Genomic DNA, 26081 nt, shown 5'->3' with positions numbered 1-26081 from the left:
TCCCATCCTAACCTTGATTATTATGGGACGAAGACGACGATTGAAGCAGCTTCAGGACGTCTTCATCTTGACCGCTTGCAAGCACAATCCGGGATGGATCTTCAGGAGGGGGACCAATGACGGCATGATCTTGAATGATCATGTCCTCAGTGATAATCGCCCGGTGTATTCGTACATGGCTGCCGATGCGCACCTTGGGCATGATGACGGAATCGGTAATGACACTGCCTTCCCCTACCTCCACGCCATAAAAGAGGACCGAATGTTCTACCTCGCCGCACACGGTGCAGCCCTCGTTAATCATGCTGTTCCGGACGACGCCGGTTGGAGAAATATACTCTGCCGGCTGATTCGGGTTCCGGGTGTAAATGCGCCACAGCGGATCGTTCAAGTCCAGCTTGGGCTGCTCGCAGAGCAGATCCATATTGGCTTCCCATAGGCTCTCGATGGTGCCGACGTCCTTCCAGTACCCTTCGAACGGATAAGCGTACAGCGTTTTGCCGTCCGCCAGCATGCTCGGCAGAATGTCTTTGCCAAAATCATGGCTCGTATCCGGATGCTCCGCATTCCGCAGTAAATAGGATCGCAGCAGCTTCCAGCGAAACAGATAAACGCCCATGGATGCCGTCGTACTCTTCGGATGCGCAGGCTTCTCCTCGAACTCGAAAATCCGGCAGTTCTCATCCGTATTCACCATGCCGAACCGCTTCGCTTCGTCCAGGCTCACCTCGATGACGGAGATGGTGCAATCGGCATCCTTCTCCTTGTGATAAGTCAGCATACGGTCATAATCCATCTTATAGATGTGATCTCCCGACAAAATCAAAACGTGCTCGGGATCGTACTGATCAATAAACTTAAGATTCCGATAAATCGCATCCGCCGTCCCGCGGTACCAGGTCGTCCCGTCTTCGCGTTCATGGGGCGGAAGCACGAATACGCCCCCATTCAACCGGTCCATGTCCCAATCGCTTCCTACGCCAATGTAAGAATGCAGAACCAGAGGTTCATACTGGGTTAGTACCCCAACCGTGTCGATTCCCGAATGGGAGCAGTTGCTCAGCGGAAAATCAATGATCCGGTATGTACCCCCAAAATAAACAGCCGGCTTGGCGAGCGTCTTCGTGAGGCCCTTCAGCCGTTTGCCCTGACCTCCTGCGAGCAGCATAGCGACCACATCTTTTTTCTTCATGACAGATTCTCCTTTAAGGGGCTTTATGAGATACGAATCCTATAACATGAAAATTGCGGAACCAAGAACGCTTCGATACGAATATGGTGGAGTGAATCATGGTGATGAGTGATTAAGAAAAAAGCCTTGAGGGAATGCCTTACTTAAACAGCAAGGTACATCAACTATATGCGGGGTAGTGAGAAACTCTGACTCTAACTCTGACTCTATTGAGGGAAAGGCCCCCCATCTTAGGAATTATCGGCCTCCTCTTCTATAAAAAAGCCGTGGCGCCACTTGCCAAGCATCCTGATCGCAGCGGCTGCGCGGGCAGACTATCCGGCTGCTTCTGATCAAGAGATGCTCCACAATGTAGCCCTCTGAATCTATTAAACAAAAAACCGCCTATTCTACGCATGATGGAAGTCAACGTACAAGCAGACGGTTTTATTTATGTCTTGATTATATCAGGAATGCGGCTGTTTCCGTACAGAAAAATAGCGCATTCCATCCTCGTTTTCGATCTCCTCGGCTTCCCCGCGGCGGGCCAGCTCGGCGAGATGGGCCAGCGCTTCGCACATGGCGAAGCGCAGCTGGTGGATGCCGAGCTTCTCGCCGAAGAGGGCGGTGCAGACCTCGAAGGCGGTTAGGCGGCCGGCAGCACTCAGCATGCCGGCGATGGCGGCTAAGCGCTCCTCGTGATGGAGGAGGAGCGTCTCGATCCGTTCACGAAAATGCGTGAACGGGTGGCGGTGTCCGGGGTACGCCGTCCGGACATGCAGCTCCCGCAGGCGGCGCAGCCCTGCGAGGAATAGTGCCAGCGGCTCGGCGTCGCTGCCGGGCAGCAGGCTCACGTTGGGCGAGATTTGCGGCAGCACGGCATCGCCGCATAGCAGAACGCCGCTGTCTGCATGGAAGAACGACAGATGCCCCGGAGCATGGCCGGCCGTTTGCACCGGGACCCATATCCGGCTGCCCATCCGGAACGGCAGATCCTCGCTGATAAACGAGATCTCCGGCTGCGGCGTAACTTGGGGAAAGAAGCCGTTCAGATGCTCCGGCAGCAGGGCAAGCTTGGTTTCCGGCATGCCATGCTGCCGGAAGAACGCCGGGAGTTCGTGATCCATCGCGGAATCCGTTCCCCACATGAGCATCGCTTCCCGATGCGCCCGCTCTGACATCCACACCTTGGCGCCCGAACGCTCCTGAAACCACCCGGCAAGCCCATAGTGATCCGGGTGATGATGGGTCAGCACGACCGAAGCGATGTCGCTGAACTCGAACCCGAGCTGCTCCATCGCCGCCAGCCATTCCTGCTCCGAGGAACTCGTTCGCGGCCCCGGATCGATGATGGTCATACCGTCATCCCCCCGCAGCACATAGCTGTTCACCCATCTTAAAGGGTTGGACAATGTAATCTTCACCTGACTGAGCTGATGTTCTTCTATATGATGAATGTCCGGGCTATTTCCCTTCTCTTCCTGATTCATTGTAGATGCAACCTCCATCTGCATTATGACTTCAAATCCGACTCTTTCATCATAAGCTTGTAATCGGGATATGTATAGCAGGCTGCCTGGTTTAGATGCTACTGTTTTCCATCAAAGGACGCTTCACGTACGCATCGTTCCTCCAATCGCTGTTGCCCCCGGATTTTTTTCATCGTATTGATTGATTGTAAAAATCCGATGGCAAAGGCGACCGCTGCCGCTTTTACGGAATCGATTCGTCCGCTCCGCTGCTTCGTGCTCGTTCATCATAAAGCGTGTACCATCTGATCTTAATAAGCAGATGACCTTCTTTCATATACGAAAAGCATCCCCATAGTCATATAAACTTGGGGATGCTTCTCCATTAGCGAAACTGTAATTTTTTTGAGTTAGCTGAGTACGCTTCATTTCAATCCTGTAAGACTTTCTTAGGACTTGCATGATGTTTACACTCTCTTTTCGATCCACAAAGTCCCTCTTGGGAAATTGCACGTTCTGCAACCTCTTGAAATTCCAAGTTAATTCCTTCTACTCATCTCCAGCTTAATGAATACTCGCCTCATACTGAAAGGCTCCATAATATCACTTCAGCTGACGGTCTATCTCCGCGAGTGAGCGCTGGATGGCTTTCTCGGCAGGCAGGGTGATCTTGATTCCGTCCTCGCCCATCCATTCGACCTCTCCGTTAACGGCTCCGCGTCCAACGATCAGACGCATCGGAGCGCCGGCAAGGTCGGCATCCTTGAACTTGACGCCAGCCCGTTCGTCCCGGTCATCCAACAGCGGCTCCAGACCAGCCTTATTCAGCTCGCTGTAGATATGTTCAGCCAGTTTCATCTGTATCTCATCCTTAACCGCAACCGGGATAATGTGCACCTTGAACGGAGCCACGGACATCGGCCAGACCAACCGCTCATCCGAGATGCACTGCTCGGCGATGGCGGACATGACGCGGGAGACGCCAATACCGTAGCAGCCCATGATCAGCGGTTTCTCCCGTCCGTCGGAATCCAGGTACATGGCGTTCATAGCCTCACTGTACTTCGTACCCAGCTTGAACACATGTCCAAGCTCGATCCCGCGATGAAACTGAAGCGGAGCTCCGCAGCGCGGACAAGGTTCACCTTCTGTTACATTTCGGAAATCGCCGGTGTGTTCCAGCGAAAAATCATGTCCTGGGCGGACTCCCTTCAGATGGGTATCCCCCTGGTTAGCACCGGTGATCCCCTCTGCCATAACTGCTACTTCGGAATCGACCAATACCTTCAGGGTTAGACCTACCGGTCCCGCAAACCCGACCGGGGCTCCCGTCGCCTGCATCACCTCTTCGGCGCTCGCTAATTCCGCGAGTTCTGCCTCTAGGTAAGACTTCACCTTTGCCTCGTTTGCTTCGCGGTCTCCCCGGACAAGCAACCCGTTCTCCATCCACGTGGTAAATCAGCGTCTTGATCAATTGCTCCGGACCGACTTGCAGGAAGTCAGTCAATTCCTGAATGCTCTTCACATCGGGAGTTATTACCCGTTCTATAACTGAGCTTCCGTCTGTCTTTACGGATTCTCTTCCTGCAGGCTCAGCTGAAACCGCAGACTCCGCTCGCTCGAGATTCGCAGCATAACTGCAATCGGTACAGGAAACAACGGTATCCTCGCCTATATCCGCCAGTGCCATAAACTCATGGGTTTCCCCTTGCCCGCCAATGGCACCCGCATCGGCTTCCACCGCCCGGAACGTCAGGCCACAGCGTCTGAAGATTCGTTCATACGTTTCATACATGTTCCGGTAGGACACATCCAGGCCTTCCCAGTTCCGATCAAAGGAATACGCATCCTTCATCAGGAATTCACGCCCCCGCAGCAGACCAAAACGCGGACGCCGCTCATCCCGATATTTGTTCTGAATTTGGTACAGGTTGACTGGCAGCTTCCGGTACGAAGAAATCTCTTGGCGAACGATGGACGTAATCACTTCTTCATGGGTTGGTCCAAGCACGAACTCCCGATTATGGCGGTCATGCAGCCTGATGAGTTCCGAACCGTAAACATCGTACCTGCCCGATTCCTTCCACAGCTCGGCGGGCTGAACAGCGGGCATGAGCATTTCCTGTCCGCCGGAGGCATCCATTTCCTGCCGAATAATAGCTTCGATCTTTCGCAAGACCCGCCATCCCAGCGGCAGATACGAATAGATTCCTGCTGCCGTTTGACGGATATAGCCGCCGCGGAGCATCCATTGATGGCTCAGTGCCTCCGCCTCGGAAGGCACATCACGCATCGTTGTCATCAATAATTGGCTTTGCCGCATCTTCCTCATACTCCTTCTTATATCCATGAATGAACCTGCCTGAGCGCAAAAAGAGCACATTCGCTCCTAGGGACGAATGTGCTCGTGGTACCACCCTGATTCCATCTTGCCGGACGCAAAAGACGCTCCATTGAAGATGCTTCATACGGCGGTAACGGGCCAAACCGGCGCCGCTTGTTCACAGCGGGCAACTACAAGGTAGGAAGGACACAGCCTAGCGGGGGAAGCCTTTCAGCCAAGGGCTTCTTTTCTGTCTCGCCGAATCTTGCATCCTCATGTCCTTGATGATCGTTATTCACGGGAAATTCATTTTCCAATACATTACAGCCGGACGGTCGGAATGTCAAGCATGAACGGGTCAGGTGATTCTAATGAGCGATATGGTCCAGCACCTGCCGTAAGATCCCGATGACATGCTCATCTTCATACGTATAAAAATATGTATTTCCTTCCCTCCGGTATTTGACCAGTCTTAAACTTCGCAGATAGCCAAGCTGGTGGGATACCGCCGACTGACTCATGCCAAGCACCTCGGCAATATGGCCGACCGGGCATTCTTCTTGCGAGAGCAAATGAAGAATCCGGATCCGCGTCGGATCCGAGATGGCCTTCAGCAGTCGTGATGCTTCCATGGCCTCGTCTTCGTGCAGCAGCTCATGGTGCTCTTTTTCCATAAACTAATCCCCTCTTCTCCATAATGGCTTGAACGATTTCGCGGGCATCCCGTGAAACTCCTGCCAAGAGTGCGGAGCCCCTGTGCGTCTGCCAAGGCAAACCTGCATAATAGAGCCCCTTTACCGGACTGATACCGCGTGTATGAATAACAGCCTTCTCATGATCCAGCGCTCGATCCACTTGAAGCCAATCATAGCTGGGAACAAAGCCGGTCGCCCAGATAATATTCTGAACCTTAAGCTCCGTTCCATCCTCGAATCGCATTCCGGAAGCGCCGGCATCAACGGCTCTCTTTTTCAACACCACTTTACCGCACTTGACCGCTTGTTTCAATTCATATCCAAAAATCGGGTCTCCGCGGCGCTTCAGCTTACGCCCCAACCAGGAGGAACCGCCGGCAGATAAAATGCCGAGTTTGTCCAACCACCAGAACATGCCCTTTCCCCCAATGGTCATGGGTAAATAACGCGGCTGCTGTCCGAGGGCCAAATACGTTTCCCGACCACGTGACAGTTCGACCGCAATCTGTGCCCCGCTGTTCCCGCCGCCAACGACAAGAACGCCGCCCTCCTGAAGCTGTGAAGGTTGCCTGTAATCGGATGAGTGCAGTTGGAGAATGTCCTCTGGAACCGATGCTGCAAACGTCGGAATTCGAGGCTGCCGGAACGGCCCGGTAGCGATGATCAGCGCCTTTGCATGATATTCTCCCTGATGGGTGTCGATCATAAAACGGTCTTCTTCCTTCCGGACACACTTCACATCCGTCTCAAACTGAATGGGCAGCCTAAACCGCGCTGCATACGATTTCAGAAAGGACGCCATCTCATCTTTATCCGGGAACCCGTCGGGATCCCCCTCTAACCTCATTCCATGCAAGGCACTACGAGTCCTCGGCGTAAGCAACCTCAAGGAATCATATCTCATCTTCCATGCATCGCCTGCCTCCATCCCCCGATCCAACAACAGAAACTTCATCCCTGCCTGCTGCAGCCAATAGCCAGCTGCCAATCCTGCCTGCCCCGCGCCGATAACGATTACGTCCCATATCATATAGGTATCACTCCAATTATATGAATAATTGCTCATATATACATATAACATGGATCTTGTTTCCCCTTCAAGCATAAAATGGTGATTGCATCGTCAAACGCCGCATGAAACTGGAATAAATATCTGATGAATCCAGTTGACAACATACACATTCAGTCATACTATAGGCATAAAGTTGCTTCGAGGAAACAATATATGCTCGGCCCAATTTAGTAGGGAGAGGTTAAACTTTATGGATGAGACAAAATATCGGCAGCATTTGCATCAGGCAGCGCTCGGCGAGCGGTTTCTGATTGAACAGGTGGATATCCGCGAAGAGCATAAACGACGGCTTCTGGACCTCGGATTCGTACCGGGCTCCGTTGTCGAAGTACTGCAAGCCAGCCCGCTCGGCGATCCGACCTCTTATAGAGTGGCAGGTACCGTCATTGCATTAAGAAAAGAAGAAAGTCAGTTAATCTGGGGTAAGGTGATGTCATCATGAGAACTTTTACCGTCGCGCTGGCTGGCAACCCGAACACGGGAAAAAGCACGCTGTTTAATGCGCTCACCGGGCTAAAGCAGCACACCGGCAACTGGTCCGGCAAAACAGTCAGTCTCGCAAGCGGCTATTACGATTACAAAGACACCCGCTTCCAATTTATCGACCTGCCCGGGACGTACTCCTTGTTCTCCAACTCGGCCGATGAAGAAGTGGCGCGCGATTATATTATTTTTGAGAAACCGGACGTTACCCTGCTGGTTCTGGATTCTACGGCGCTGGAAAGAAGCCTTAACCTTGCGCTGCAAGTGCTGGAAATGACCGACCGGGTCATCATCTGCCTGAATCTGATGGACGAAGCGAAGAAAAAAGGTATCAAGATTAACGCACGCAAGCTGGCGGATCAGCTCGGGGTTCCCGTCATTCCGATATCGGCCAGAAATAACGAAGGGCTGGATACCCTGTCCGAGCAGCTGCTTCTCATGTGCACAGGGCAGACTCCGACTACGCCGTACCGTATGAAATATAACGAATATCTGGAATCGCGAATTTCCGGCCTGGAGTCCGAATTACGAGACATTCTTGGCGACGAATATCCAGCCAGATGGCTGGCGATCCGTTTTCTTGATGGAGACCGGAAGCTGATCGCGACGCTGAAAGAACGATTAAAGGCTTCGGATAAAGGAGGGATTTCACTTGGAACAGCTAAAGCGCTTGGAAGCTCTAACAGCCGCCATTCCTGCTGAGCAGGTAGAGGACGTTCGGGAAGACATCGTGGGCGAATTATTCAAAAAATCCCGCGAGCTGTGCAGTAATGCCGTCACCGTCACCAATCGTGAGCTTCTGTACCGTTCCGAGCGTCTGGACCGCATCTTCACCTCCAAGCTGTGGGGATTTCCGATCATGCTGGCCATGCTCGGCGTTATTTTTTACTTAACGATCGCAGGGGCTAACGTGCCTTCTTCCATGCTGGCAAATTTCTTTGGCTGGATCGAAGGATACCTGACGATGGCCTTTCAGGCCCTCCATGCTCCCGATTGGCTCTATGGCGTGCTGATTCTCGGATTGTTCCGGGGGACCTCCTGGGTTGTCAGTGTCATGCTGCCTCCCATGGCTATCTTCTTTCCAGCCTTTGCGCTGCTGGAGAACTATGGCTATCTGCCTCGGGTAGCCTTTAACCTGGACCGCCTGTTCAAAAAAACAGGAGCGCACGGCAAGCAGTCCCTCACCATGGCGATGGGATTCGGCTGCAATGCGGCGGCCATTATGTCGACCCGGATCATCGAGTCGCCTCGGGAGCGGATGCTCGCTATTCTGACCAATAACTTCGTGCCCTGCAACGGTCGCTGGCCGACCCTGATCCTGCTGGCCTCCTTGTTCATGGCTGCAGGTTTCTCGGGAGGAGCCCAGACGCTCGTAACGGCTTCCGTTGTTATGGGCATGGTGCTGATCGGTGTCGTTGTCACGCTCACGGTATCATGGGGTCTATCCAAAACCGCCTTGAAAGGCATTCCTTCCCACTACACCCTGGAGCTGCCTCCATACCGTAAACCGAAGATACTGAATACCATTCTCCGGTCGACCCTGGATAAAACCCTCTATGTGCTGCGCAGAGCCATTATCGTAGCGGCGCCTGCAGGCGTGCTCACCTGGGTGCTTGCCAACATCTATATTGGCGATGCCAGCATTCTGATTCATTTCGTTGAATTTCTTGATCCGTTTGCGCGCGCACTCGGACTCGATGGCTTCATTCTGATGGCCTTTATCATCGGACTTCCCGCCAATGAAATCGTGCTGCCGATCCTACTGATGGGATATTTGGCTACGGGGTCCCTGACCGAAGTTACCGATATGTTTGCCCTCAAGCAAATCTTCCTGGACCAAGGCTGGACCTGGCTGACCGCACTGAACATGATGCTGTTCTCGCTGCTTCATTATCCATGCGGAACCACGCTCGTCAACATCTGGAAGGAAACGAAAAGCGCGAAGTGGACGTTCCTGTCCTTTGCCATCCCGACGGCCATCGCCATCGGCGTCACCTTCCTGGTCACTCAGGTGGCCCGGGCACTGGGATGGGTTTAACGACCGAGGATTGAATCAGCATCATATAAAGCAAACGAGCCGCTCCAAGAAGTCTCCTTGAAGCGGCTCGTTTATTTTATCCGGAAATGGATGAGTTCTATGAAACTTAACCTTTCACCGAACCAGCAGCGATGCCTTCCACGATACGATCACTGAGGAACAGGAACATCAGCAGGATTGGCAAAATACTGATCATCAAGGTTGCGCCAATCGCGCCCCAATCGGTTGTGTATTGTCCGATAAAGTTCTGCACGCCGACGGTGAGCGTCTTGAATATGTCCGAGCTGATAAACGTATTCACGAAAATAAATTCGTTCCAGTTGTAGATCATGTTAATGATGGCTGTCGTCGCCAGCACCGAGCCCGTCATCGGAAGCACGATCCGGAAGAAGACCCGGTGAACCGAGCAGCCGTCCATGACCGCCGCCTCTTCCACTTCCTTCGGCAGCGTGTAATAGAACCCGAGCAGAATCATAATGGTAATCGGCATATTGAAGGCCACGTACGACAATATCAAAGAAACCGGATGATCGGTCAGGCCAACCTTGTTGAACATGCTGAACAGCGGGATCAAGGTGGAGTGAACCGGAATCATCATGGCAACCATAAATAATCCGAGGACGAAGGAGCTGCCCTTCCACTTCATTCTCGTAACCGCGAAGGTGACGAGACTTCCCAGAATGACCGTGAGCGCAGTCGCGACAACGGTGATCCAGACGCTGTTCAGAAAATATACGCTGATGTTGCCGGCACTCCATACCTTCTCATAATTCTCCCAACGCGGATTCATCGGAAGAGACAACGGAGGAAGATCGAATACTTCCTGATTGTTTTTTAATGAGAACAGCAGCAGCCATACGAGCGGGAACAGCTGGAATACGGCAACGCCGATCAGCACGATATACAGCAGCGCGTAACCCAGCTTGCCCCCCACTCCGTTTCCGGACCGGGCGCGCCCGTCTTGGAGCTGTCCTGTGGCTCCGGATATCATGAAGCATTCCTCCTTATGAATATTGGATCGTTTCTTTCGATGCCGTTAATTTCCGTATGACCCACGTTACGATCAGACAGATCACCAGCAGGAAGAATCCGATCGCGCTGCCGTAACCGAAATCATAAGCGCGGAAAGCCGTGTGATACATGTAGGACGCCATCACTTCACTTGCGCCGTTAGGCCCCCCGTCCGTCATAACAAAGATGAGGTCGAAATATTTCAAGGAACCTACCACCGCCAGCACGATCGTAACCTTAATCACTTCCATGATGAGTGGAAGCTTGATCCGGAACGCAATTTGCAGGGAAGTCGCACCGTCGATCTTGGCCGCTTCCACCAGCGATGCCGGGATATTCTTCAAAGCTGCATAATAGATCAAGATATAGAAACCGGCATACTGCCAGAGAATCGGAATAAACAATGCGAACAAGACAAGCGACGGCTCAGCGAGCCATGCCGGCGGGTTCGTGATCCCGATGGATTCCAGGAAGCTGTTCACAATTCCGTTCGTCGGGTGGTAAATGCGCAGCCACAGCTGCGCGATCGCAACGGAGGACAGCAGCATGGGGATGAGATAGATTTTACGGAACAGGTTGGCTCCCTTGATCTTGGAGGCCAGCACCATTGCCACGGCCAGGTAAATGATCAGGCTTGCTGCCGAGAATACGGCTAACAGCAGGGAGTGCCATGCACTGTCCCAGAACTTGCCGTCCGAGAGCAGGGCCTGGTAGTTATCAAGTCCGATAAAGGTCATCGCACCGATGCCGTTCCATTCGTTCAGTCCGTAATAGGCGGTAAGTAGGATCGGAATATAAACGACGGCCATAATCACAAGCAGTGCGGGCAAAACATACAGCGCGATGATTTTTTTGTTGGACATCACTTTATCCAAAGTGTCCGACTCCTTTCTTCCTATGGTCTTAAGGAAAGATTTATCCGGCATCGCTGCCGGATAAATCAGGGTCCCGTTTCTTTGTTGTCCTAAAGAGTCTTAGTTCCCTTTGGAGATCGCCGCTTCATGCTCTTCGGAGAATTTCTCCGGCGTCACGGCTTTGCCGAAGAGCGCCTGAATCATGTTCAGATGTGTCTCGGCGGCATTCGCCTCCATCTGTACATCCGCGAACAGGGTGATGCTGCTTGCTTGGTTCATTTCATCAAAGAGATCGATGTACAGCTGCGGAAGCTCAAGCGTCGAGGTATCCACCTTCGTTGCAGGGATGACGCCGGCACCTGTGACGGACTGCTCGCCCCACTTGGTGACGAAATACTCAACAAACTTCTTGGACTCCTCTTTCACTTTGGAGTTCTCGCCGATGAACAGGCCGACACCCGGTCCGCCTACCCAGCTGTTAATATCGCCTTTGCCGCCTTCAACCGTCGGGAATTTGAAGAAACCGACGCTGTCGCGGAATTCTTGCGGAATCTCTTCATTGGTCGTAAAGTTAGGCAGTTCCCAGGTCCCCATCATGTACATGGCCGCTTTGCCGTTCAGGAATTCGGATTTCGCTTCCTCGTTGGATAAGCCGTTGAACCCTTTGACAAACGCGTTGCCATCCACCAGCGATTGAACCTCGGCGGCTGCCTTTACAAGCGATTCGTCCTTGAAAGAACCCGAACCGCTGATTGCGCTGGCAAGCGTTTCTTGTCCGCCGATTCGGTCTGCCAGGTACATGTACCAGAGCGAACCGGTCCAGCGATCCTTGTTACCCAGTGCGATCGGAGCAATCCCGTTATCGGACAGCGTTTTCACGACATTTTTGAATTCTTCGTAGGTTTGCGGAATCGCCAGATTATGCTGCTCGAATATCGCTTTGTTGTAGTATACCGGAGCGATATTGAACTCGAGTGGAAGCGCATACGTTTTGCCGTCAATGGCATAAGCCTCGGTCGTGCCGGCTACGAACTTGCCATTAAGCTGACCGTCCAGCAAATCATCTACTGGTGCAAACAGTTTGCCTTCGACATAAGGCTTCAGGAATCCCGCTGCCCAGGTTACCCCTACGTCCGGAAGCTCGTTCGAGGCGGAAAGCACTTTCAATTTATTTTTATATTGCTCATTATCCAGAACTTCCTGTTTGATCGTCACGTTCGGATTCTCTTTTTGATATTCTTCGATGATCTGATTCACGATTTTGTTCTGTCCCGCAGAAACGCCTGCCGGCCATAAGTGCATGAAGTTCACCGTAACTTTATCGCCCTCGCTGCCGCTGTTGCCTGAATCCCCCGTGCTGCTGTTGCTCGATCCACAACCAGCCGCAACCAGTGCGAGACACAATGTTAGAAGCAGAACCGTCCATTTTTTGTTGAACACGTTTACAACCCCTTTTCTAGTATGCTGTTCGCGTATTGAAACCGCTTTAATCAAATTTTATCAGTGAGGGGATGATTGTATAAGGTCATAATGATTGGGACTAATTCCACTTTTATTAGATTTCCTCTCCGCTATCGGATACGCTATGGCGGTATTGACTCGGGCTTACCTCCTCAAGGTCACGGAACACTTTCACGAAATATTTCGCCGTTTGGTATCCCACCTTCTCCGCAATTTCCGCGATAGGCAGCGATGTGCCCGCCAACAGCTCCTTGGCCCGCTGTACCCTGCGACGCGTTAAATATTCGCTGAAGGTGAGTCCGGTCTGCTCTTTGAATAACACGCTGAAATAACTGGAATTCAGGTGAAGCACTTCTGCCACTTCCTTAAGCGATACCGATTCCTGAAGGTGCTGATCCACGTACTTCAGCGCTTCCTGCACCTGAGTGCTGTAGCCCTTATCCTGCTGCGCCGCCTCCAGGAGCTTGGGATCCACCAGTTTCTCCATCCGCTCAATCCGGTCTATTTTTTCCCGGCGTTCCAGGGCCGATTCGACCGCAGTTACCAGCTTCCGCTTATCCAGCGGCTTTAGTAGATAATCCACGACGCCGTATTGCAGCGCTCTACGGGCATAATCGAATTCCGAATAACCGGATATGACGATAATGACCGGCGGATGCTCTAGTTCATGCAATCTCTCAATGAGCTCAAGTCCCCCGATTTCCGGCATGCGGATGTCCGTCACCACCAGATGAGCCACCTGCTCCTGCAGCCACTCCAGCGCCTCTACGCCGCTTGAAGCCGTCACGATTCTGCAGCGCCCCGACGACCATGCCTCCAGGGTCTTCCTTACCCCTTCCCTCGTTCTCGGCTCATCATCCACGATCAGTATCGTTTTCATGCTGTTCCCCCTCCCCACCATTAGCCTGAAAATCATTCGGAATTTGAAATGAAATCGTCGTTCCCTGGCCCACCACGCTGTGAATACGCAGGCCGGCTTGCCCGGAAGCGTAATACAACCGGATTCGCTGCTCTACATTGGCAATGCCAACACCGCTTTTTTTAGAAGATTCCGCGTATCCCTTTTCCATGGAGGAATACAGAGAGGCCACCGTCTCCTCGTCCATTCCCGGGCCGTCATCGCTAACCGAAATGACCGTATATCCCGGATGATCCGAGACCTTCGCCCGTACAATAACGGTGCCCGGACCCAATCGCTGCTCAACTCCGTGGAGGATCGCATTTTCCACGATCGGCTGAATCAGCAGCTTCGGAATCGGCACGTTTTTGCTGGCTTCATCCGCCTCGATTTTCCAGGATAACCGGTCCAGCATCCGCATTTTCATAATCATCAAATAACGCTCGGCATGATCCAGCTCGTCCCGGACCGATACCCACTCATCCTCGTCTTTGCGGTTAATGACGTAACGGAATAAGCCGGACATCGCGACCACGATTTGGGCCAGCTCTTCTTCCCCTTGATCATCCAGCGCCCAGTAAAACGCTTCCAATGTGTTAAAAAGAAAGTGCGGATTGATCTGCGCCTGCAGCGCTTTAAGTTCCGTCCGGCTCTGAATGATCTCCTTCTGATACACAACCTCGATTAATTCGTTCAGCGAATCCACCATCTGGTTATACGAATTGTTAAGCTCGTTGATCTCCATCGTCTTCGAGGTGACGGCAATGGGCTTCAGCGTTCCCAATCTCACGCCGCGCATGGCTTTGATCAGATTCAAAATCGGCCGGATGATCATCGTGGTCAGTATAAAGCTTAAGAACAGAAACAGCAGCGCACCCACGCCCCCGGATACGATGATCGCGGTCCGCAGCACCGATATCCCCTCCGTCGTATAATCGACAGGCGTCAGGATGACCAGGTTCCAGCCCGTGGCCTCAGACTGTTTCTGTACGGCAATATAGTCCTCATGGCCGACCGTAACCGTCTCCCCTTCGCGGTGCAAAACCTCCTTCGCATCCACCACGGTGGCAAAATCGGACGAGATTTCATTCCCCGCCTGATCAAACAATCCCATCGTTTCACGCGAATCGGTGCCCATGCCGCCTGCAGAGTCCGCCAGCGCAAAATAGTCCTTCTCCAGCTTCACGAGCAAGTATCCGCCGTGGGCAAAGGAATGGTCAATCAGCCGAATTCTCCGTACCGCTACCACCACATCCGGGTCCCGGGGATCCTGACCGAACCATACCAGCTTCCCCATGCCCTGGTCTGCCGCAGCAATCCAATCGCTCCTAACCCGGCTGGTCAGACTTCCTTCATCCAGTGGAAACAGCCGCCGATAATCCTTCGTATATAATTCCAGCGACCGGATGCCCGTAGCGTAGGCTTCATATTTACGAACCTCCTGTTGAAGGGACTGCCGTTCACCGAATGTTATCGGATTACCCGCGGTCTCCTGCGCCAGAAAGCGCTGAACCGTTGCGTTCGTCGAGACTTGAGCCGTCAGCGTATCCACCTGCTTGAGCAGCGCATCCAGCTTTCCCGTGGCCTGAACGGCCGTCTGCTGAATATGCTTCTCCGCACTGTTGCGCAGCAAAGCCGAAACCTGATCATATACAAACACCCCGACCAATGCCAATACGATAACCATCACCAGCATAAATCCAAGGAAGATTTGATTCCGCAGTGTATTCAGCCTGCCAAACCTGTTCAAGTTCTGCACTCCCTTTCGATTTGGAACTGTAATTCACTATACACAATCTTGTTGAAGTTAGGGAGTCCTCGCCGTTCCGCAAAGGGCCAAGGCATATGTACTTTATTACTCAAAAAAAGAGGAAATGCGAAGGTAGTTTCCCCTTGCACTTCCTCTCATATACAGCCAAACATACTATACCGGATATAATTCCTGATGCCGCTCAAGCTCTCTTTTGCAATCGGTGCACAGCCCTCTTACGGCGCCGGCGTCATCCGCGTAAAAGATTAATTGTCGCTTGCGCCGGCATTTACTGCATGCTTGTCCGTGCTGACCGCTCCGGGTTCGCGTTGTTGTGTTCAGATGGATAACATTACGTTCCCTTCCGCTTCTTTTCTTGCGTCTGATCCATACAACTGCAAGAAGGACTAGAACGGCTCCGGTCATCATCCCGATCATCCATCCCATGTTTATTTCACCTCCGACATGTGCAGGCTATTTGTACAAAATAGCTAAAAAACGATTAGCAGATTTACACTCCATGATCACGTATAAACGACGTCGCTACATTAATACATTTGCGAACATTTTAACATATCTTGTATTTGTCATGGCAGTTTCTGCCCATTTCTAATCACAGAATATAACCGGACTTCCGCAATGAAAACACAAAAAAGCCTTCTCACTCCCGTTGCTACGGGAAGGAAGGCTTTCGCTGTGCTTTCGTTCATGCAACCGGCATGGTGTCAGATCTTCAACTCACCGAGTTTTATCAACTCAACGACAGCTTGCGAACGGCCCTTGACGTTTAATTTCTGCATGACATTGGAGATGTGGTTACGCACCGTCTTTTCGCTAATAAACAACTGCCCGGCGATATCGCGAGTCGTTTTGTCCTGCACTAGCAATTCAAACACTTCGCGTTCACGGTGGGTTAACAAGAACTTGCTGTTATGGTCGGTCCCCTTCAATGGTGTCACCCCTCCTTGCCCGGGTATGTGTGGTCTAACAAGGGTAAGGGATACAGTCAACTCATCTTATGTAAGATGAGGGGGGAAGGTGCGAAAGAGGCGAACAATTTGGGCGATTGGCCCGTATTGGCGATTTTTGTCCTTGCTTCCTCTCGAGGGTTGGTCTATGATGATGGTGTAAAAATAATTTTCTTTATTTTTTCATATTTATAAAAATTATTTTCAGAAATGGAATCCCATTTGTTATGCCCAAGCAATAAGCTCACCGGGAACCTTGAAGGAGGCTTGTGATGACACCAATCTTGCATATTATTTCTGTCGAAAAGGAAAGTCTGCCCCGTCAGGAACGACGGCTCGCAGAGTTTATTTTGACAGCTCCATCCGAGATTGTGCATATGGGCATTAAAGATCTTGCAGAGCAGTGTGAGGTCAGCGCTGCCACCGTAACCCGTTTTTGTAAGAACTTTCAGTGTAAGGGGTATCCTGATTTTAAGCTCAAGCTCGCCGCCGAGATCGCTCATGCCGAAATGGCCTCACGCACGGGAAATACGCGCTATCAGGATATCGTTGCCGGCAACGCGCTTGCCGGCATCGTCGAGGCGATTGAATCCAATCATCTGACTTCGATACGGGATACGACAGAGCTGCTCGATCTGGGTCAGCTGGAGCGTGCCGTGGATGCCCTATGCCGCGCGAAGCGCATTGATCTGTACGGAGTGGCTACCTCTTCCATTGTGGCACAGGACTTCTACCAGAAGCTGATCCGGATCGGCAAAAACTGCACGGCTTTCGCAGATTCGCATATGCAGATCACATCAGCCTCTACCCTGGCTTCAAGCGATGTTGCCGTTGCTGTTTCATACTCCGGCGAAACACCGGAGACCATCGATGCGTTGACTTGTGCCAAAGACGCCGGCGCCTTCACGATCAGCATCACCTCGTACCGAAGCAGCGCCATCTCCGCTCTGGCAGACATCACACTGTATTCATCTTCATTAGAGGAAGGAATGCGGCGGGGAGACATGGCTTCGCGTATCGCTCAGCTTCACATTATCGACATCCTGTTCATGGGTATGGCCAGTCGGGACTTCTCTACGTATGTTCCCCGTCTGGAGCAATCATATCTTAATGTTCAAAACTATCGCAAAAGCCGAGGAGGATAATAACCAATGAATATTTACACATTCCGCGATGAAGAGCAATTTGTGCAAACAGGTGCCAACCTGATCTCCAGCCTGCTTCACACCAATCCGCGCGCTAAGCTGGGACTGGCTACAGGAAGCACACCGGTCGGGCTCTATGCCAAACTGATTGAAATGAACCGTCAGGGCCTGGTCAGCTTCGCCCAGACCACAACATATAATCTGGACGAATATGTAGGCCTTCCCGAGAACCATCCCGAGAGCTACCGCACTTTCATGAATGAGAAGTTCTTTAATCATGTGGACATCCAGATCGAACGGACCCATGTGCCGAACGGAAATGCTGCCGATGCGGAAGCAGAATGCCTGAATTACGATAAAATGTTGGAAGAATTCGGCCCGGTTGATCTCCAGCTTCTCGGCCTTGGACATAACGGACACATCGGTTTTAACGAACCTGGCGAAGCCTTGAGTGGGGGTACGCATGTGGTTGAGCTGCAAGAGAAAACACGCAACGCCAATGCAAGATTCTTCCCTACCCTGGATGATGTGCCAACCCATGCGATTACGATGGGCGTTGCCACGATCTTGAAAGCCCGGCAAATCCTTCTCCTCGTCCGTGGTGAGGATAAAGCGGAAATTGTTCACCGTGCATTGAAAGGACCGATTACCACACAATGTCCGGCATCGCTGCTTCAATGTCATCCGAACGTGGTTGTCCTTTTGGATCAAGGTGCGGGGAGACTGCTGGTATGAGCGGCGAACGAAAAGAATCTGTCCAATTGCTGTATGGTCAAGTCCTGACGCCAAACGGAATCCGCGAAGACGGCGTGCTGGCGATTCAAGGTGAGAGCATCTCCTACGCCGGTGATGCTTCCGGACTCCCTGCCGATCTGAAGCAGGCCGCAGCGGAAGTGATCCATCAACCGGATGGGTACATTATTCCCGGTTTTATTGATATCCACGTACATGGGGGTAACGGTGAAGATTTCATGGATGCCTCCAAGGATGTCCTGGATAAAATCACGTCGTTCCACAGCTCCCAGGGAACAACGGCCATGCTTGCTACCACGATGACGGCCCCTAAGGCAGCCATCGACCATGTGCTGCAAGAAGTTAACGACTACCAGAGCCAAGGCATGCCTTACACAAGACTGGTGGGCGTACATCTCGAAGGCCCTTTTATCAGTCCGAAATGGCCCGGCGCACAAAATCCGGAGCATATCGTCCACGCTAATATCGATTGGCTGGAAGAGTGGGTATCCACTTACCCTGGCCTGATCCGCCAGGTGACGCTCGCACCCGAGCGCGAGGGAGCACTAGAGGCTATCTCTTGGCTGAACACCCACGGGATCGTAGCCGCCTTGGGGCATACAGATGCCACCTATGAGGAAGTCGAAGCCGCCGTTGAAGCAGGTCTTAGCCATGGCGTGCATACATTCAATGCGATGACAGGACTGCACCACCGCAAGCCTGGCGTGGTGGGCGCGATGCTCAGTGATGATCGCTTAAGCTGCGAGATTATCGCTGACGGTATCCATGTCCACCCCGCAGCCATTCGGATTCTGGCCCGCATGAAGCAAGACGGAAATCTGATTCTGATTACCGACGCGATGTCCGCTACCGGTATGGCTGACGGCGAATATACGATTGGTGACCTGCCGGTTGTTGTCGAGAACGGCATCGCCACGCTCAAGAGCAACCGAGACAGCCTGGCTGGCAGTACACTGACGATGATCAAGGGCTTTCAGCTGTTGGTCCGAGAGGTTGGGTTAAGCATTGAGCAGGCTTCCCGCGTTGGAAGTCTTAATCCCGCCGCAAAGATCGGCATCGCAGATCTTACAGGCTCTCTTGAAGCCGGCAAGCTTGCCGATGTGCTGATGCTTTCAAGTGATCTGGAGCTTCAAGGCGTCTGGATTCAAGGACAACGCAAACATTAATCCTGATTGATTATTACTTATAGCAGACATAGCAAAGGAGCTGCCTTTTTAGGGATGATTTCATTCCTAAAGAGCAGCTCCTTTTGGTATAGAGGTTTTACCGGCTGTTCCGATTACCGCCAAACCAACCGTCATCCGTATCATTCTTCATCAGGTTGCCGCGGGTATCGTTCATGCCGTCACGACCGCCAAGGTTCAGTGGGAACACACGGTTAATCCATGTGCCGAAATCGCGCGTAAGCGTTCCAACCGAGTTCGCTGCATTACCGTCAGTTCCAAAACGATTGGCATGCTGATAAAAATCCTCATCCGTGGAAACATATACTTGACTGATATGCGGAGCGGTCTTGCGAATTTTGCTCGTAATCTCCTGACGTACATGTTGAGGAACCTCTTCACGATTGTTGCTCATGATGCCCATATTATTGTTGTTGTAAGTGCCATAAGGAACGCCATTGATGCCTGTTCCCATATGAGTGTCATTTGTCGTACCGTTCGTTCCGTTAGTACCCATCAGTCCATTCGTGCGTGTTCCGTTTAACGTATTATAATTGCTGCCGCCAAATCCGCCATTGGTTGTCGTTCCATTTACACCGAAGCCGCGGTTATCGGCATTACGGCCTAAACCTGTTCCAAGACCTGTCGTATTGTCCACAGCACGTCTTGTGTCGTTTGCCATTCCTTGCAGGAGTCCAACGCTGCCTGTACCTGAGGTACCGAAGGTATGGTTTCTGATATTCGTGGTGTTCGTGCCTGTCAGCGTACGGTCAGTGGCACGATTAGCTCCAGTGCTCATACCTGTCACACGACCGTTGATGTTGTTCGTGTTCATGCCATCCCGGGACAGCGATACATACGCATTGCGGTTCGTCACGAATACATGCGCTGTACCTAAACCACTGATATCCGAAACTTTTCTCGACAGCGTTTTGCTGTATTTCAGGTTGGTCAGGTCATGCTGCTGCGTGCTGCGGACGTTCTGGTTGTTCCGTACGGAATTCACACCGATACGGCCACTGTCCACATTGTTCGTACGTGTCGTATTGCCGTCGTTGGCGTTACCGCATCCTGCTACTGCAGCCATACTCAGCAGCAATGCCGTGGAGACGGTCAGGTTGAGGGCCTTGGATTTAATCATGATTCATCCTCCATCTCTATAATGAGTGTATTAACATCGTATAGGATGACCTTGCGGCAGAAGTGGTATGCTGAAAGGTTTTAACATGGAAGATTACTGATGATCAAGCCTAATTTTATGGACAAAAAAACACCGATTAGATCACGAGCATCCATCGGCGTTTTATTTCAAACTACTTATGAAGTGGAGGACTGCACCTGTATTCTGGCGTCATCCATAATATCGGCAAGCGATTGCTCCAGGACGTATTGCGGACTCCATCCCAGCGCTTTGAGGAGCCCGGCCCCTTGCTGGCCCCCGGTCCCCTTATTTAACGAATCCAACGAAAGCGAGGCGGATTCAGGTCCCCAATCGATGGGCACCGCCGTCCCGGTCTCCTTCAGTAAGCGCTCCGCCAGCTCTCCAAGCGTATGCTCTTTCCCCGAATCGATGGGATACGTCATGCCGGAAGACCCGCTCTTCAGAAGTACGCCGTATGCAGCTACCGCATCCCGAACGTCCAGAAAGTCCCTGGATTCGAATCGGGAACTGATACGGAATAGCGGCAGGCCCCTACCCGCTTCACAGCCTGCAATATACCGGGCAAGCAGCGTGCAGAATCCTGTCGATTCTCCAGGGCCAATCAGATTGGACGGCTCAGCAAGGACGATATGCTGGTTAAACATGCTGTGCCAGGCCGCTGCGGACCAACTGGCAAAGGTTTTGCTAAGGCTGTATGGATGAGGAACGGCGGCCGCGCCTTTTGCGGGATCTACGCTTAGTCTGGACCCAACCATCACCATGCGACTCTCCGGACAGTGCTGCCGAACAGCCTCAAGCAGATAGATGGTACCCATAACATTACTCTCCATATATGAAGCAGGATGCTTCCACGACTCCGATGCTGAATTTTTTCCGGCTAAATGCAAAATATAATCGGGAAGGTTATTTTGAATAAGGTCATTCACCTGTTCACGATCCTCCAGGTGACACTCGGCGGAAATGACGCCTTGTATCGAATCCAGCGTTTTCTTATTTCGACCGGCAGCAACGACCGTACAGCCCTGCCGGACGAAATAAGCACAAGCATGTAAGCCGGTAAAACCTGTGGCTCCTGTGATCAGCAGTTTTTTGTTTGTTAATGTTTCTGCTGCCATTCATACATCTCCTTTAACATTTGAGCATAATCCGGAAATGGATAGGTTGCATCGAGTCGCGTGCTGCGCAGCGTCCGATCCTGAACAAACTCGTCGGTCGGGACCACAACCACATCGTGTTTCCCCCATATGTCCTTGAACAACAGCAGCAACTCATATTTGCTTACCGGATTCGGATGTCCGAGATGGATGAGCCCCCCCACGTCCTTGTTCATGAAGAATTCGATCGCTTTGGCAAGCTCCAGCGTTGTAACACCGTTCCATAGCACAGCCCGGTAGCCGGAAACCTCGCCCCGCTGCTTCATAAACCAGTTAAACAGGCCGATTCCGCTCTGCCGAATTTCAGGTCCGATGATCGAGGTTCGAATCGTCAAGTGATCCGGGTCTTGGACCTCGCCCAGCGCTTTGGTTACCGCATAGGAAGTCACACCATCGGGAAGATCATCTTCCCGATAGCCTCCCTTGGTCCCCAGAAACACGCAATCCGTGCTGATATGAATAAGTCTGGCTGAAATGCTATTCGCTAAATATCGCAACCGATGAGGTAAAAAACCGTTGATATGATACGCATTTATCTTGTCTTCCTCAGCTCGTTGATTCAAGACGCCTACGGCGTTGATGATGATATCGGGCCCAACCGCCTTCACGATATGCTCTACAGCACTCATATCGGTTACATCGAGCACCAGGCCTTGTGAATCGCTTCTGTCCCGGGTCGTATAAAAGACATGATGCTTGCCGGATAACTGAAAGTACTGTACAAGCATATGTCCCGCCATGCCATTTCCCCCGAGAATGAGCATCTTCATGGCAAGAATCCTCCGCGGCGCAGAATATCCCGTATTTCGACCTTCGTCATCAATTGATGCTCCGAGCTGAAGCTGTTGAAAGACACTTTGGGCAGGTGTTGATACCGTTCCTTCAGATCAGGAATATCTAAAGTCGGTAATATGACCAAATATTCGTCATCGTAAACAACGGTTGTCTGGCTTTCAAAATCACTCATGAGTATTTCATGGATCTTCTCTCCCGGTCGAATTCCGGTTTCAACCACTGTGACGTCGTTTCGCCCGGAAGCCTCTATAAGCACTTCCGCCAAATCCACGATGCGGCAGGTCGGCATCGTCATAACGAAGATTTCGCCGCCTATGCTTTCAATCGACGCTTTGAAGAGCAAGGAGATTGCGTCCTTCAAGGTCAGGAAGAAACGGGTCATGTTGTGATCGGTGATGCTGATCTGTCCCTTTTGCCGAATCTGATTCTTGAATACATGAACGACGCTCCCGTTCGTTCCGAGAACATTGCCGCCCCGCACGCAAACGAATTTGGTGTGATTACTCAACAGATTAGCATACACAATCAGCTTTTCGCCAATCGCCTTGGTCATGCCGTAAAAGTTGGATGGATTTGCAGCTTTATCCGTTGAAATATATATCACTTTTTTCACTTGGTTTTCAATGGCTGCTTCAATGACATGCTGCGTGCCTACTACATTGGTTTTCAGAGCTTCATAGGGATGCTCCTCACATACAGGCACATGTTTCAGCGCCGCAAGATGAAAGACGTAATCGACATCCTGGCAGGCTGCCGTAAGAGCTTCCTTGTCGCGGATGTCCCCAATTCGGAAAGTGAGTCTCGGATCTTCAAACTCACGGTCCATGGCCACTTGCGTAGCCTCGCTTCTGGAATAGACGATGACCTGCTTAGGATTTAGCGGCAGTAGCTGGCTGATCAGTTCATGTCCCCAAGAGCCTGTGCCGCCAGTCACCAAAATCCGTTGATTAGTGAACATTCACTTTCCCTCCAAGCACATATTTTACGACGGTACGCGACACATTGTCCGCCAAATATCCGTCCGGGCACTTCCAGTCGCGACTCAATTGAGTCATCAATTTGACCGCTCCATGGATCCGGTCGGCACTCAAGCCGGATACGATGTTACTTCCGCAATCCACAGTTTCCGGTCGCTCCGTCGTCCGCCGAACCGTTACTGTGGGTACGTGCATGATGCAGCATTCCTCTTGTACCGTGCCGCTGTCGGTGATGGCACACAGAGCATCCTTCTCGAGCCTCACAAAATCAAAAAAGCCAAACGGCTCGTGGAATTCAATGAGCGGATGGAGACTAACCTCCTTCGCCCCTTCAAGGCGCGAAGCCGTCCGGGGATGAAGGCTGCATATGAGCCGGTGTCCGAACGTTTCCGCAACCGCGTTTAACCCATTTAAAATTTCCTTTAAATTCTCAGGTCGATCCACATTCTCGGAGCGGTGTATCGTGACCAGAAAATATTGCTGAGGCGACAAGGACAGCTGCTCCATGATCCGGCTTTGATTGACCTGAGTTTCATAATGCTTCATGACTTCATAGATCGGGTTCCCTGTCAGAACGATACGCTGACTCGGCACACCCTCGCGAAGCAGATGATTCTTGCTATAGTTCGTATAAGGCATGTTGATAGAGGATACCGCATCAATGACTTTGCGGTTCTTCTCTTCAGGCACATCAAGATCAAAGCAGCGGTTCCCCGCTTCCATATGCACCACGGGATACCCCAGACGCTCAGCCAGCACAGCGCAAAGCGCGCTGTTTGTATCGCCTAGCAGCAGAACGGTATCGGGCTTCTCCTGCTCCAAGATTTCTTCCATACGGCTGAACATGACCGACAGCTGGCCTCCGAGCGTTGCCTGACGGTCCTGAAGGACGTAATCCGGACTGCGGAGTCCCATCTCCGAGAAGAACACCCCGCTTAAGGTATTCGTGAAATTTTGCCCTGTATGCACGAGCACATGCCTCGTTGCATACTGGTCTAATAGAGGAATGATCAAGCTTAATCGGATAATTTCGGGCCTCGTACCCAAGATTGTCATGACTTTCATATCGGATTCTCCCTTGCCAAGTTAATCACAGATCCGAAGGCGATCTTTCCGCAGCACGACCATTCTTCCCGTATTCGTGAGGAGGCAGAGGTGAATGCATATCTGCTTCTCAATGTCTCAGAGCCTGAGGACCACTCTGCCTTTCCCCTCGTCTTATGCCTTCCGTCGCCTTGCGGACGTTCTGCGTTGTCTAGGCTTTGATGCCCGTCGCCTGGTCGGTTTTCCTTCTGTTCCTCTGGTTCTCGTGCGAGGGATTATTCGGCGCAGTCCGGCTTTGCCGCGTTTCTTCCGGATCCGCTTACGCTGCTGTTTATGCCGTCTCGTCGGAGCAGCCCGGTGCTTCGCCGTTCTTGCCGTCGCCTGGAACCACTCAGGATGCTCATTCATCCACCGGGAAACCATTTCGTTCACTCGTACCTGGTACATCGCAGGACCATAAACAGCCTGTGCTTGCATCCGGTTCTGCATTCCCAAGGAAACTCCCTGATCCGGCTGATCCAGTATGGACCTTACTTTCTCCACCAGAGAGGCCGTACTCCCTGGGTCGGCTAGCAGTTGCGGACAGCCGGCAGCTGTCAACACTTCCTGGAGTCCTCCTGAGGCATAGGCAACAACCGGTTTTCCGTACATCAGGCCTTCCAGTGCCGTCAACCCGAATCCCTCCGGTACCACGCTCGGTACAACAACAACATCGAGTGCACAGTACACCTGAGTGATATCATCCTGGGTACCGGCGAATATGAATCGGTGCTGAGCTCCGGACCAAGCAATCCGATCGCGGCACAATCTCTCATAGTCCAGGTCCAGCACGCTGCCAACAATGAGGAAGACCGCGTCCGGATAGGCATCCTTGAGTGAAAGCGCCATGTCGATAAAATGATGGACCCCTTTGCTCTCGATCAGAAACGACGAGATCATTCCAATAACAGGTCTGTTCGATGTGATCCCAAGCTTCTCCCGGTAGGAAGCCCTCCATCCCGGCCATGCTTCCGGCTGAATGTCAGACTCGCTCCAGGATGGAGGAAGAACCGTCATCTTCGTCTGCCTCACTTCCGGCGGGAAGCTCTCGGCTACCGATTCGGAAATACTGATGATCCAACTGCTGTACTGATGGATTAACGAAGTGGAGAAATGGGCATACCCGTTATCCGTAATTTTTTCTGTCAGCTGCCACATCACGGGAATCCCGAGTCGTTTTCCGGCAGCCGCCGGCATAAAATGCACGCAGGTATTGGTAAGGATCACCTGAGGTCCTTCATTTGCTATCCATTTTGTCAAGGCACGGAATACAGGTGTTGTCATTAACTTTTCCGCTTCGTTCATAAGATGGGCACCAGGTGTATATATACTGTGGAGCAATGGGATTTTGTATATTTTGACCATAATCCCGGATTGTTTGGCCAGCATGGTCAACCGGCCTTCATTCGGTGCAACCAGAACACAATCGAAGTATGGAGCTAACTGCCCGCAGAAGAACAGAAGCAGCTTCTCCGCTCCCGTAATGCTTGAAGGATTGGATACGTGTGAAAAAATCAACATTTTCGGTTTAAGGGCCATCGGTATCGTCCGCATCTTCAGTAACCGTGATTCTCGCAGTACCGGATGCGATCCACCTCCTTTTTACCCAGTTGGTACAATATATTAGGGAGACAAAGATACCGCAACGACGCTTGT

General features: G+C 51.9%; 24 protein-coding genes and 1 pseudogene. 6 read left to right on the top strand and 19 right to left on the bottom strand.

Annotated features, from left to right (window positions below; genetic code table 11):
- Positions 1-7: 7 nt before the first annotated feature.
- From MKX98_RS07925 to MKX98_RS07900, 6 genes and pseudogenes are all read right to left on the bottom strand, one after another.
- Positions 8-1192 (bottom strand): glucose-1-phosphate adenylyltransferase, encoded by a 1185-nt coding sequence (locus tag MKX98_RS07925; protein ID WP_194541448.1) that lies wholly within the window; start codon positions 1190-1192, stop codon positions 8-10.
- Positions 1193-1638: 446 nt separating this feature from the next.
- Entirely contained in the window at positions 1639-2661 is a 1023-nt protein-coding gene (locus MKX98_RS07920; RefSeq protein ID WP_339222470.1) for an MBL fold metallo-hydrolase, read from the bottom strand.
- Positions 2662-2784: 123 nt separating this feature from the next.
- Complete coding sequence (locus tag MKX98_RS07915) at positions 2785-2931, bottom strand: hypothetical protein (protein WP_339222468.1); 147 nt, start codon at positions 2929-2931, stop codon at positions 2785-2787.
- 312 nt (positions 2932-3243) lie between these two features.
- Positions 3244-4963, bottom strand: a pseudogene (locus MKX98_RS07910) (proline--tRNA ligase).
- 368 nt (positions 4964-5331) lie between these two features.
- On the bottom strand, positions 5332-5637 hold the full coding sequence (locus tag MKX98_RS07905) for a metalloregulator ArsR/SmtB family transcription factor (RefSeq protein WP_071223457.1): 306 nt from the start codon (positions 5635-5637) through the stop codon (positions 5332-5334).
- Positions 5618-6688 (bottom strand): NAD(P)-binding domain-containing protein, encoded by a 1071-nt coding sequence (locus MKX98_RS07900; protein ID WP_339224357.1) that lies wholly within the window; start codon positions 6686-6688, stop codon positions 5618-5620. The genes MKX98_RS07905 and MKX98_RS07900 overlap by 20 nt, the downstream gene beginning before the upstream one ends.
- Positions 6689-6920: 232 nt before the next feature.
- Here MKX98_RS07900 and MKX98_RS07895 point away from each other — a divergent pair, with 232 nt between their 5' ends.
- From MKX98_RS07895 to MKX98_RS07885, 3 genes are read left to right on the top strand one after another with little or no spacing between them, the layout of a single operon-like run.
- A complete protein-coding gene (locus MKX98_RS07895) occupies positions 6921-7172 on the top strand; it encodes a FeoA family protein (protein WP_339222466.1) in 252 nt (83 codons plus the stop codon).
- A complete protein-coding gene (locus tag MKX98_RS07890; protein ID WP_194541443.1) occupies positions 7169-7915 on the top strand; it encodes a FeoB small GTPase domain-containing protein in 747 nt (248 codons plus the stop codon). The genes MKX98_RS07895 and MKX98_RS07890 overlap by 4 nt, the downstream gene beginning before the upstream one ends.
- Positions 7866-9251 (top strand): nucleoside recognition domain-containing protein, encoded by a 1386-nt coding sequence (locus tag MKX98_RS07885; protein ID WP_339222464.1) that lies wholly within the window; start codon positions 7866-7868, stop codon positions 9249-9251. The genes MKX98_RS07890 and MKX98_RS07885 overlap by 50 nt, the downstream gene beginning before the upstream one ends.
- A gap of 106 nt (positions 9252-9357) precedes the next feature.
- Here the strand turns inward: MKX98_RS07885 and MKX98_RS07880 are convergent, their stop codons facing one another.
- The 7 genes from MKX98_RS07880 to MKX98_RS07850 all read right to left on the bottom strand — a co-directional run bounded on the left by MKX98_RS07880 (position 9358) and on the right by MKX98_RS07850 (position 16175).
- Positions 9358-10242, bottom strand: a complete 885-nt coding sequence (locus tag MKX98_RS07880) for a carbohydrate ABC transporter permease (protein ID WP_339222462.1) — start codon at positions 10240-10242, stop codon at positions 9358-9360.
- A gap of 13 nt (positions 10243-10255) precedes the next feature.
- Positions 10256-11137 (bottom strand): sugar ABC transporter permease, encoded by an 882-nt coding sequence (locus MKX98_RS07875; protein WP_194541440.1) that lies wholly within the window; start codon positions 11135-11137, stop codon positions 10256-10258.
- Between the two features lie 99 nt (positions 11138-11236).
- Entirely contained in the window at positions 11237-12556 is a 1320-nt protein-coding gene (locus MKX98_RS07870; protein WP_194541439.1) for an extracellular solute-binding protein, read from the bottom strand.
- A 115-nt stretch (positions 12557-12671) separates the two neighbouring features.
- A complete protein-coding gene (locus tag MKX98_RS07865; protein ID WP_339222459.1) occupies positions 12672-13457 on the bottom strand; it encodes a response regulator in 786 nt (261 codons plus the stop codon).
- Positions 13432-15225 carry a sensor histidine kinase gene (locus tag MKX98_RS07860; protein ID WP_339222457.1) on the bottom strand — a complete coding sequence of 598 codons (1794 nt, stop codon included), beginning with the start codon at positions 15223-15225 and terminating at the stop codon, positions 13432-13434. Before MKX98_RS07860 ends, MKX98_RS07865 begins: the two co-directional genes overlap by 26 nt.
- Before the next feature lie 174 nt (positions 15226-15399).
- The gene (locus MKX98_RS07855) at positions 15400-15672 is read right to left on the bottom strand and encodes a hypothetical protein (protein ID WP_339222456.1); all 273 of its coding nucleotides are present in this window, start codon (positions 15670-15672) and stop codon (positions 15400-15402) included.
- Positions 15673-15950: 278 nt separating this feature from the next.
- Entirely contained in the window at positions 15951-16175 is a 225-nt protein-coding gene (locus MKX98_RS07850; protein WP_006208732.1) for a LuxR C-terminal-related transcriptional regulator, read from the bottom strand.
- Positions 16176-16465: 290 nt separating this feature from the next.
- On the opposite strand from MKX98_RS07850, the gene MKX98_RS07845 reads away from it, so the two are divergent.
- The 3 genes from MKX98_RS07845 to nagA are packed head-to-tail and all read left to right on the top strand — an operon-like array spanning position 16466 to position 19257.
- Positions 16466-17338, top strand: a complete 873-nt coding sequence (locus tag MKX98_RS07845) for a MurR/RpiR family transcriptional regulator (protein WP_194541435.1) — start codon at positions 16466-16468, stop codon at positions 17336-17338.
- A gap of 6 nt (positions 17339-17344) precedes the next feature.
- The gene (gene nagB, locus MKX98_RS07840; protein ID WP_339222453.1) at positions 17345-18073 is read left to right on the top strand and encodes a glucosamine-6-phosphate deaminase; all 729 of its coding nucleotides are present in this window, start codon (positions 17345-17347) and stop codon (positions 18071-18073) included.
- Complete coding sequence (nagA, locus tag MKX98_RS07835; protein WP_339222451.1) at positions 18070-19257, top strand: N-acetylglucosamine-6-phosphate deacetylase; 1188 nt, start codon at positions 18070-18072, stop codon at positions 19255-19257. Before nagB ends, nagA begins: the two co-directional genes overlap by 4 nt.
- Positions 19258-19354: 97 nt before the next feature.
- Here nagA and MKX98_RS07830 read toward each other — a convergent pair whose 3' ends face one another.
- The 6 genes from MKX98_RS07830 to MKX98_RS07805 form a co-directional block, all read right to left on the bottom strand.
- Complete coding sequence (locus MKX98_RS07830; RefSeq protein WP_339222449.1) at positions 19355-20395, bottom strand: sporulation protein; 1041 nt, start codon at positions 20393-20395, stop codon at positions 19355-19357.
- 176 nt (positions 20396-20571) lie between these two features.
- The gene (locus tag MKX98_RS07825) at positions 20572-21531 is read right to left on the bottom strand and encodes an NAD-dependent epimerase/dehydratase family protein (RefSeq protein WP_339222447.1); all 960 of its coding nucleotides are present in this window, start codon (positions 21529-21531) and stop codon (positions 20572-20574) included.
- Positions 21513-22340, bottom strand: coding sequence for an SDR family oxidoreductase (locus MKX98_RS07820; RefSeq protein ID WP_071223472.1), 828 nt, complete (start codon positions 22338-22340; stop codon positions 21513-21515). The genes MKX98_RS07825 and MKX98_RS07820 overlap by 19 nt, the downstream gene beginning before the upstream one ends.
- Positions 22337-23323: a polysaccharide biosynthesis protein gene (locus MKX98_RS07815; RefSeq protein ID WP_071223473.1), complete on the bottom strand. Its 987-nt coding sequence runs from the start codon at positions 23321-23323 to the stop codon at positions 22337-22339. Before MKX98_RS07815 ends, MKX98_RS07820 begins: the two co-directional genes overlap by 4 nt.
- A complete protein-coding gene (gene wecB / locus MKX98_RS07810) occupies positions 23313-24407 on the bottom strand; it encodes a UDP-N-acetylglucosamine 2-epimerase (non-hydrolyzing) (protein ID WP_194541430.1) in 1095 nt (364 codons plus the stop codon). Before wecB ends, MKX98_RS07815 begins: the two co-directional genes overlap by 11 nt.
- A 153-nt stretch (positions 24408-24560) precedes the next feature.
- On the bottom strand, positions 24561-25946 hold the full coding sequence (locus MKX98_RS07805) for a glycosyltransferase (RefSeq protein ID WP_339222444.1): 1386 nt from the start codon (positions 25944-25946) through the stop codon (positions 24561-24563).
- Positions 25947-26081 lie beyond the last annotated feature (135 nt).

Source organism: Paenibacillus sp. FSL W7-1332 (genome assembly GCF_037969785.1).
Taxonomy (GTDB): domain Bacteria; phylum Bacillota; class Bacilli; order Paenibacillales; family Paenibacillaceae; genus Paenibacillus_AQ.
The sequence above is the reverse complement of the archived record's forward strand: the minus strand, read 5'-3'. Positions and strand labels throughout refer to the sequence as shown.

What these genes read in the sequence shown, in the direction of transcription:
- nagA (WP_339222451.1), top strand. Translation starts at nt 18,070, where the DNA reads ATGAGCGGCGAACGAAAAGAATCTGTCCAATTGCTGTATGGTCAAGTC.
- MKX98_RS07855 (WP_339222456.1), bottom strand. Translation starts at nt 15,672, where the DNA reads ATGGGATGGATGATCGGGATGATGACCGGAGCCGTTCTAGTCCTTCTT.
- MKX98_RS07845 (WP_194541435.1), top strand. Translation starts at nt 16,466, where the DNA reads ATGACACCAATCTTGCATATTATTTCTGTCGAAAAGGAAAGTCTGCCC.
- MKX98_RS07830 (WP_339222449.1), bottom strand. Translation starts at nt 20,395, where the DNA reads ATGATTAAATCCAAGGCCCTCAACCTGACCGTCTCCACGGCATTGCTG.
- MKX98_RS07905 (WP_071223457.1), bottom strand. Translation starts at nt 5,637, where the DNA reads ATGGAAAAAGAGCACCATGAGCTGCTGCACGAAGACGAGGCCATGGAA.
- MKX98_RS07895 (WP_339222466.1), top strand. Translation starts at nt 6,921, where the DNA reads ATGGATGAGACAAAATATCGGCAGCATTTGCATCAGGCAGCGCTCGGC.
- MKX98_RS07865 (WP_339222459.1), bottom strand. Translation starts at nt 13,457, where the DNA reads ATGAAAACGATACTGATCGTGGATGATGAGCCGAGAACGAGGGAAGGG.
- MKX98_RS07925 (WP_194541448.1), bottom strand. Translation starts at nt 1,192, where the DNA reads ATGAAGAAAAAAGATGTGGTCGCTATGCTGCTCGCAGGAGGTCAGGGC.
- MKX98_RS07920 (WP_339222470.1), bottom strand. Translation starts at nt 2,661, where the DNA reads ATGAATCAGGAAGAGAAGGGAAATAGCCCGGACATTCATCATATAGAA.
- wecB (WP_194541430.1), bottom strand. Translation starts at nt 24,407, where the DNA reads ATGAAAGTCATGACAATCTTGGGTACGAGGCCCGAAATTATCCGATTA.
- MKX98_RS07825 (WP_339222447.1), bottom strand. Translation starts at nt 21,531, where the DNA reads ATGGCAGCAGAAACATTAACAAACAAAAAACTGCTGATCACAGGAGCC.
- nagB (WP_339222453.1), top strand. Translation starts at nt 17,345, where the DNA reads ATGAATATTTACACATTCCGCGATGAAGAGCAATTTGTGCAAACAGGT.
- MKX98_RS07890 (WP_194541443.1), top strand. Translation starts at nt 7,169, where the DNA reads ATGAGAACTTTTACCGTCGCGCTGGCTGGCAACCCGAACACGGGAAAA.
- MKX98_RS07880 (WP_339222462.1), bottom strand. Translation starts at nt 10,242, where the DNA reads ATGATATCCGGAGCCACAGGACAGCTCCAAGACGGGCGCGCCCGGTCC.
- MKX98_RS07820 (WP_071223472.1), bottom strand. Translation starts at nt 22,340, where the DNA reads ATGAAGATGCTCATTCTCGGGGGAAATGGCATGGCGGGACATATGCTT.
- MKX98_RS07805 (WP_339222444.1), bottom strand. Translation starts at nt 25,946, where the DNA reads ATGTTGATTTTTTCACACGTATCCAATCCTTCAAGCATTACGGGAGCG.
- MKX98_RS07900 (WP_339224357.1), bottom strand. Translation starts at nt 6,688, where the DNA reads ATGATATGGGACGTAATCGTTATCGGCGCGGGGCAGGCAGGATTGGCA.
- MKX98_RS07815 (WP_071223473.1), bottom strand. Translation starts at nt 23,323, where the DNA reads ATGTTCACTAATCAACGGATTTTGGTGACTGGCGGCACAGGCTCTTGG.
- MKX98_RS07915 (WP_339222468.1), bottom strand. Translation starts at nt 2,931, where the DNA reads ATGATGAACGAGCACGAAGCAGCGGAGCGGACGAATCGATTCCGTAAA.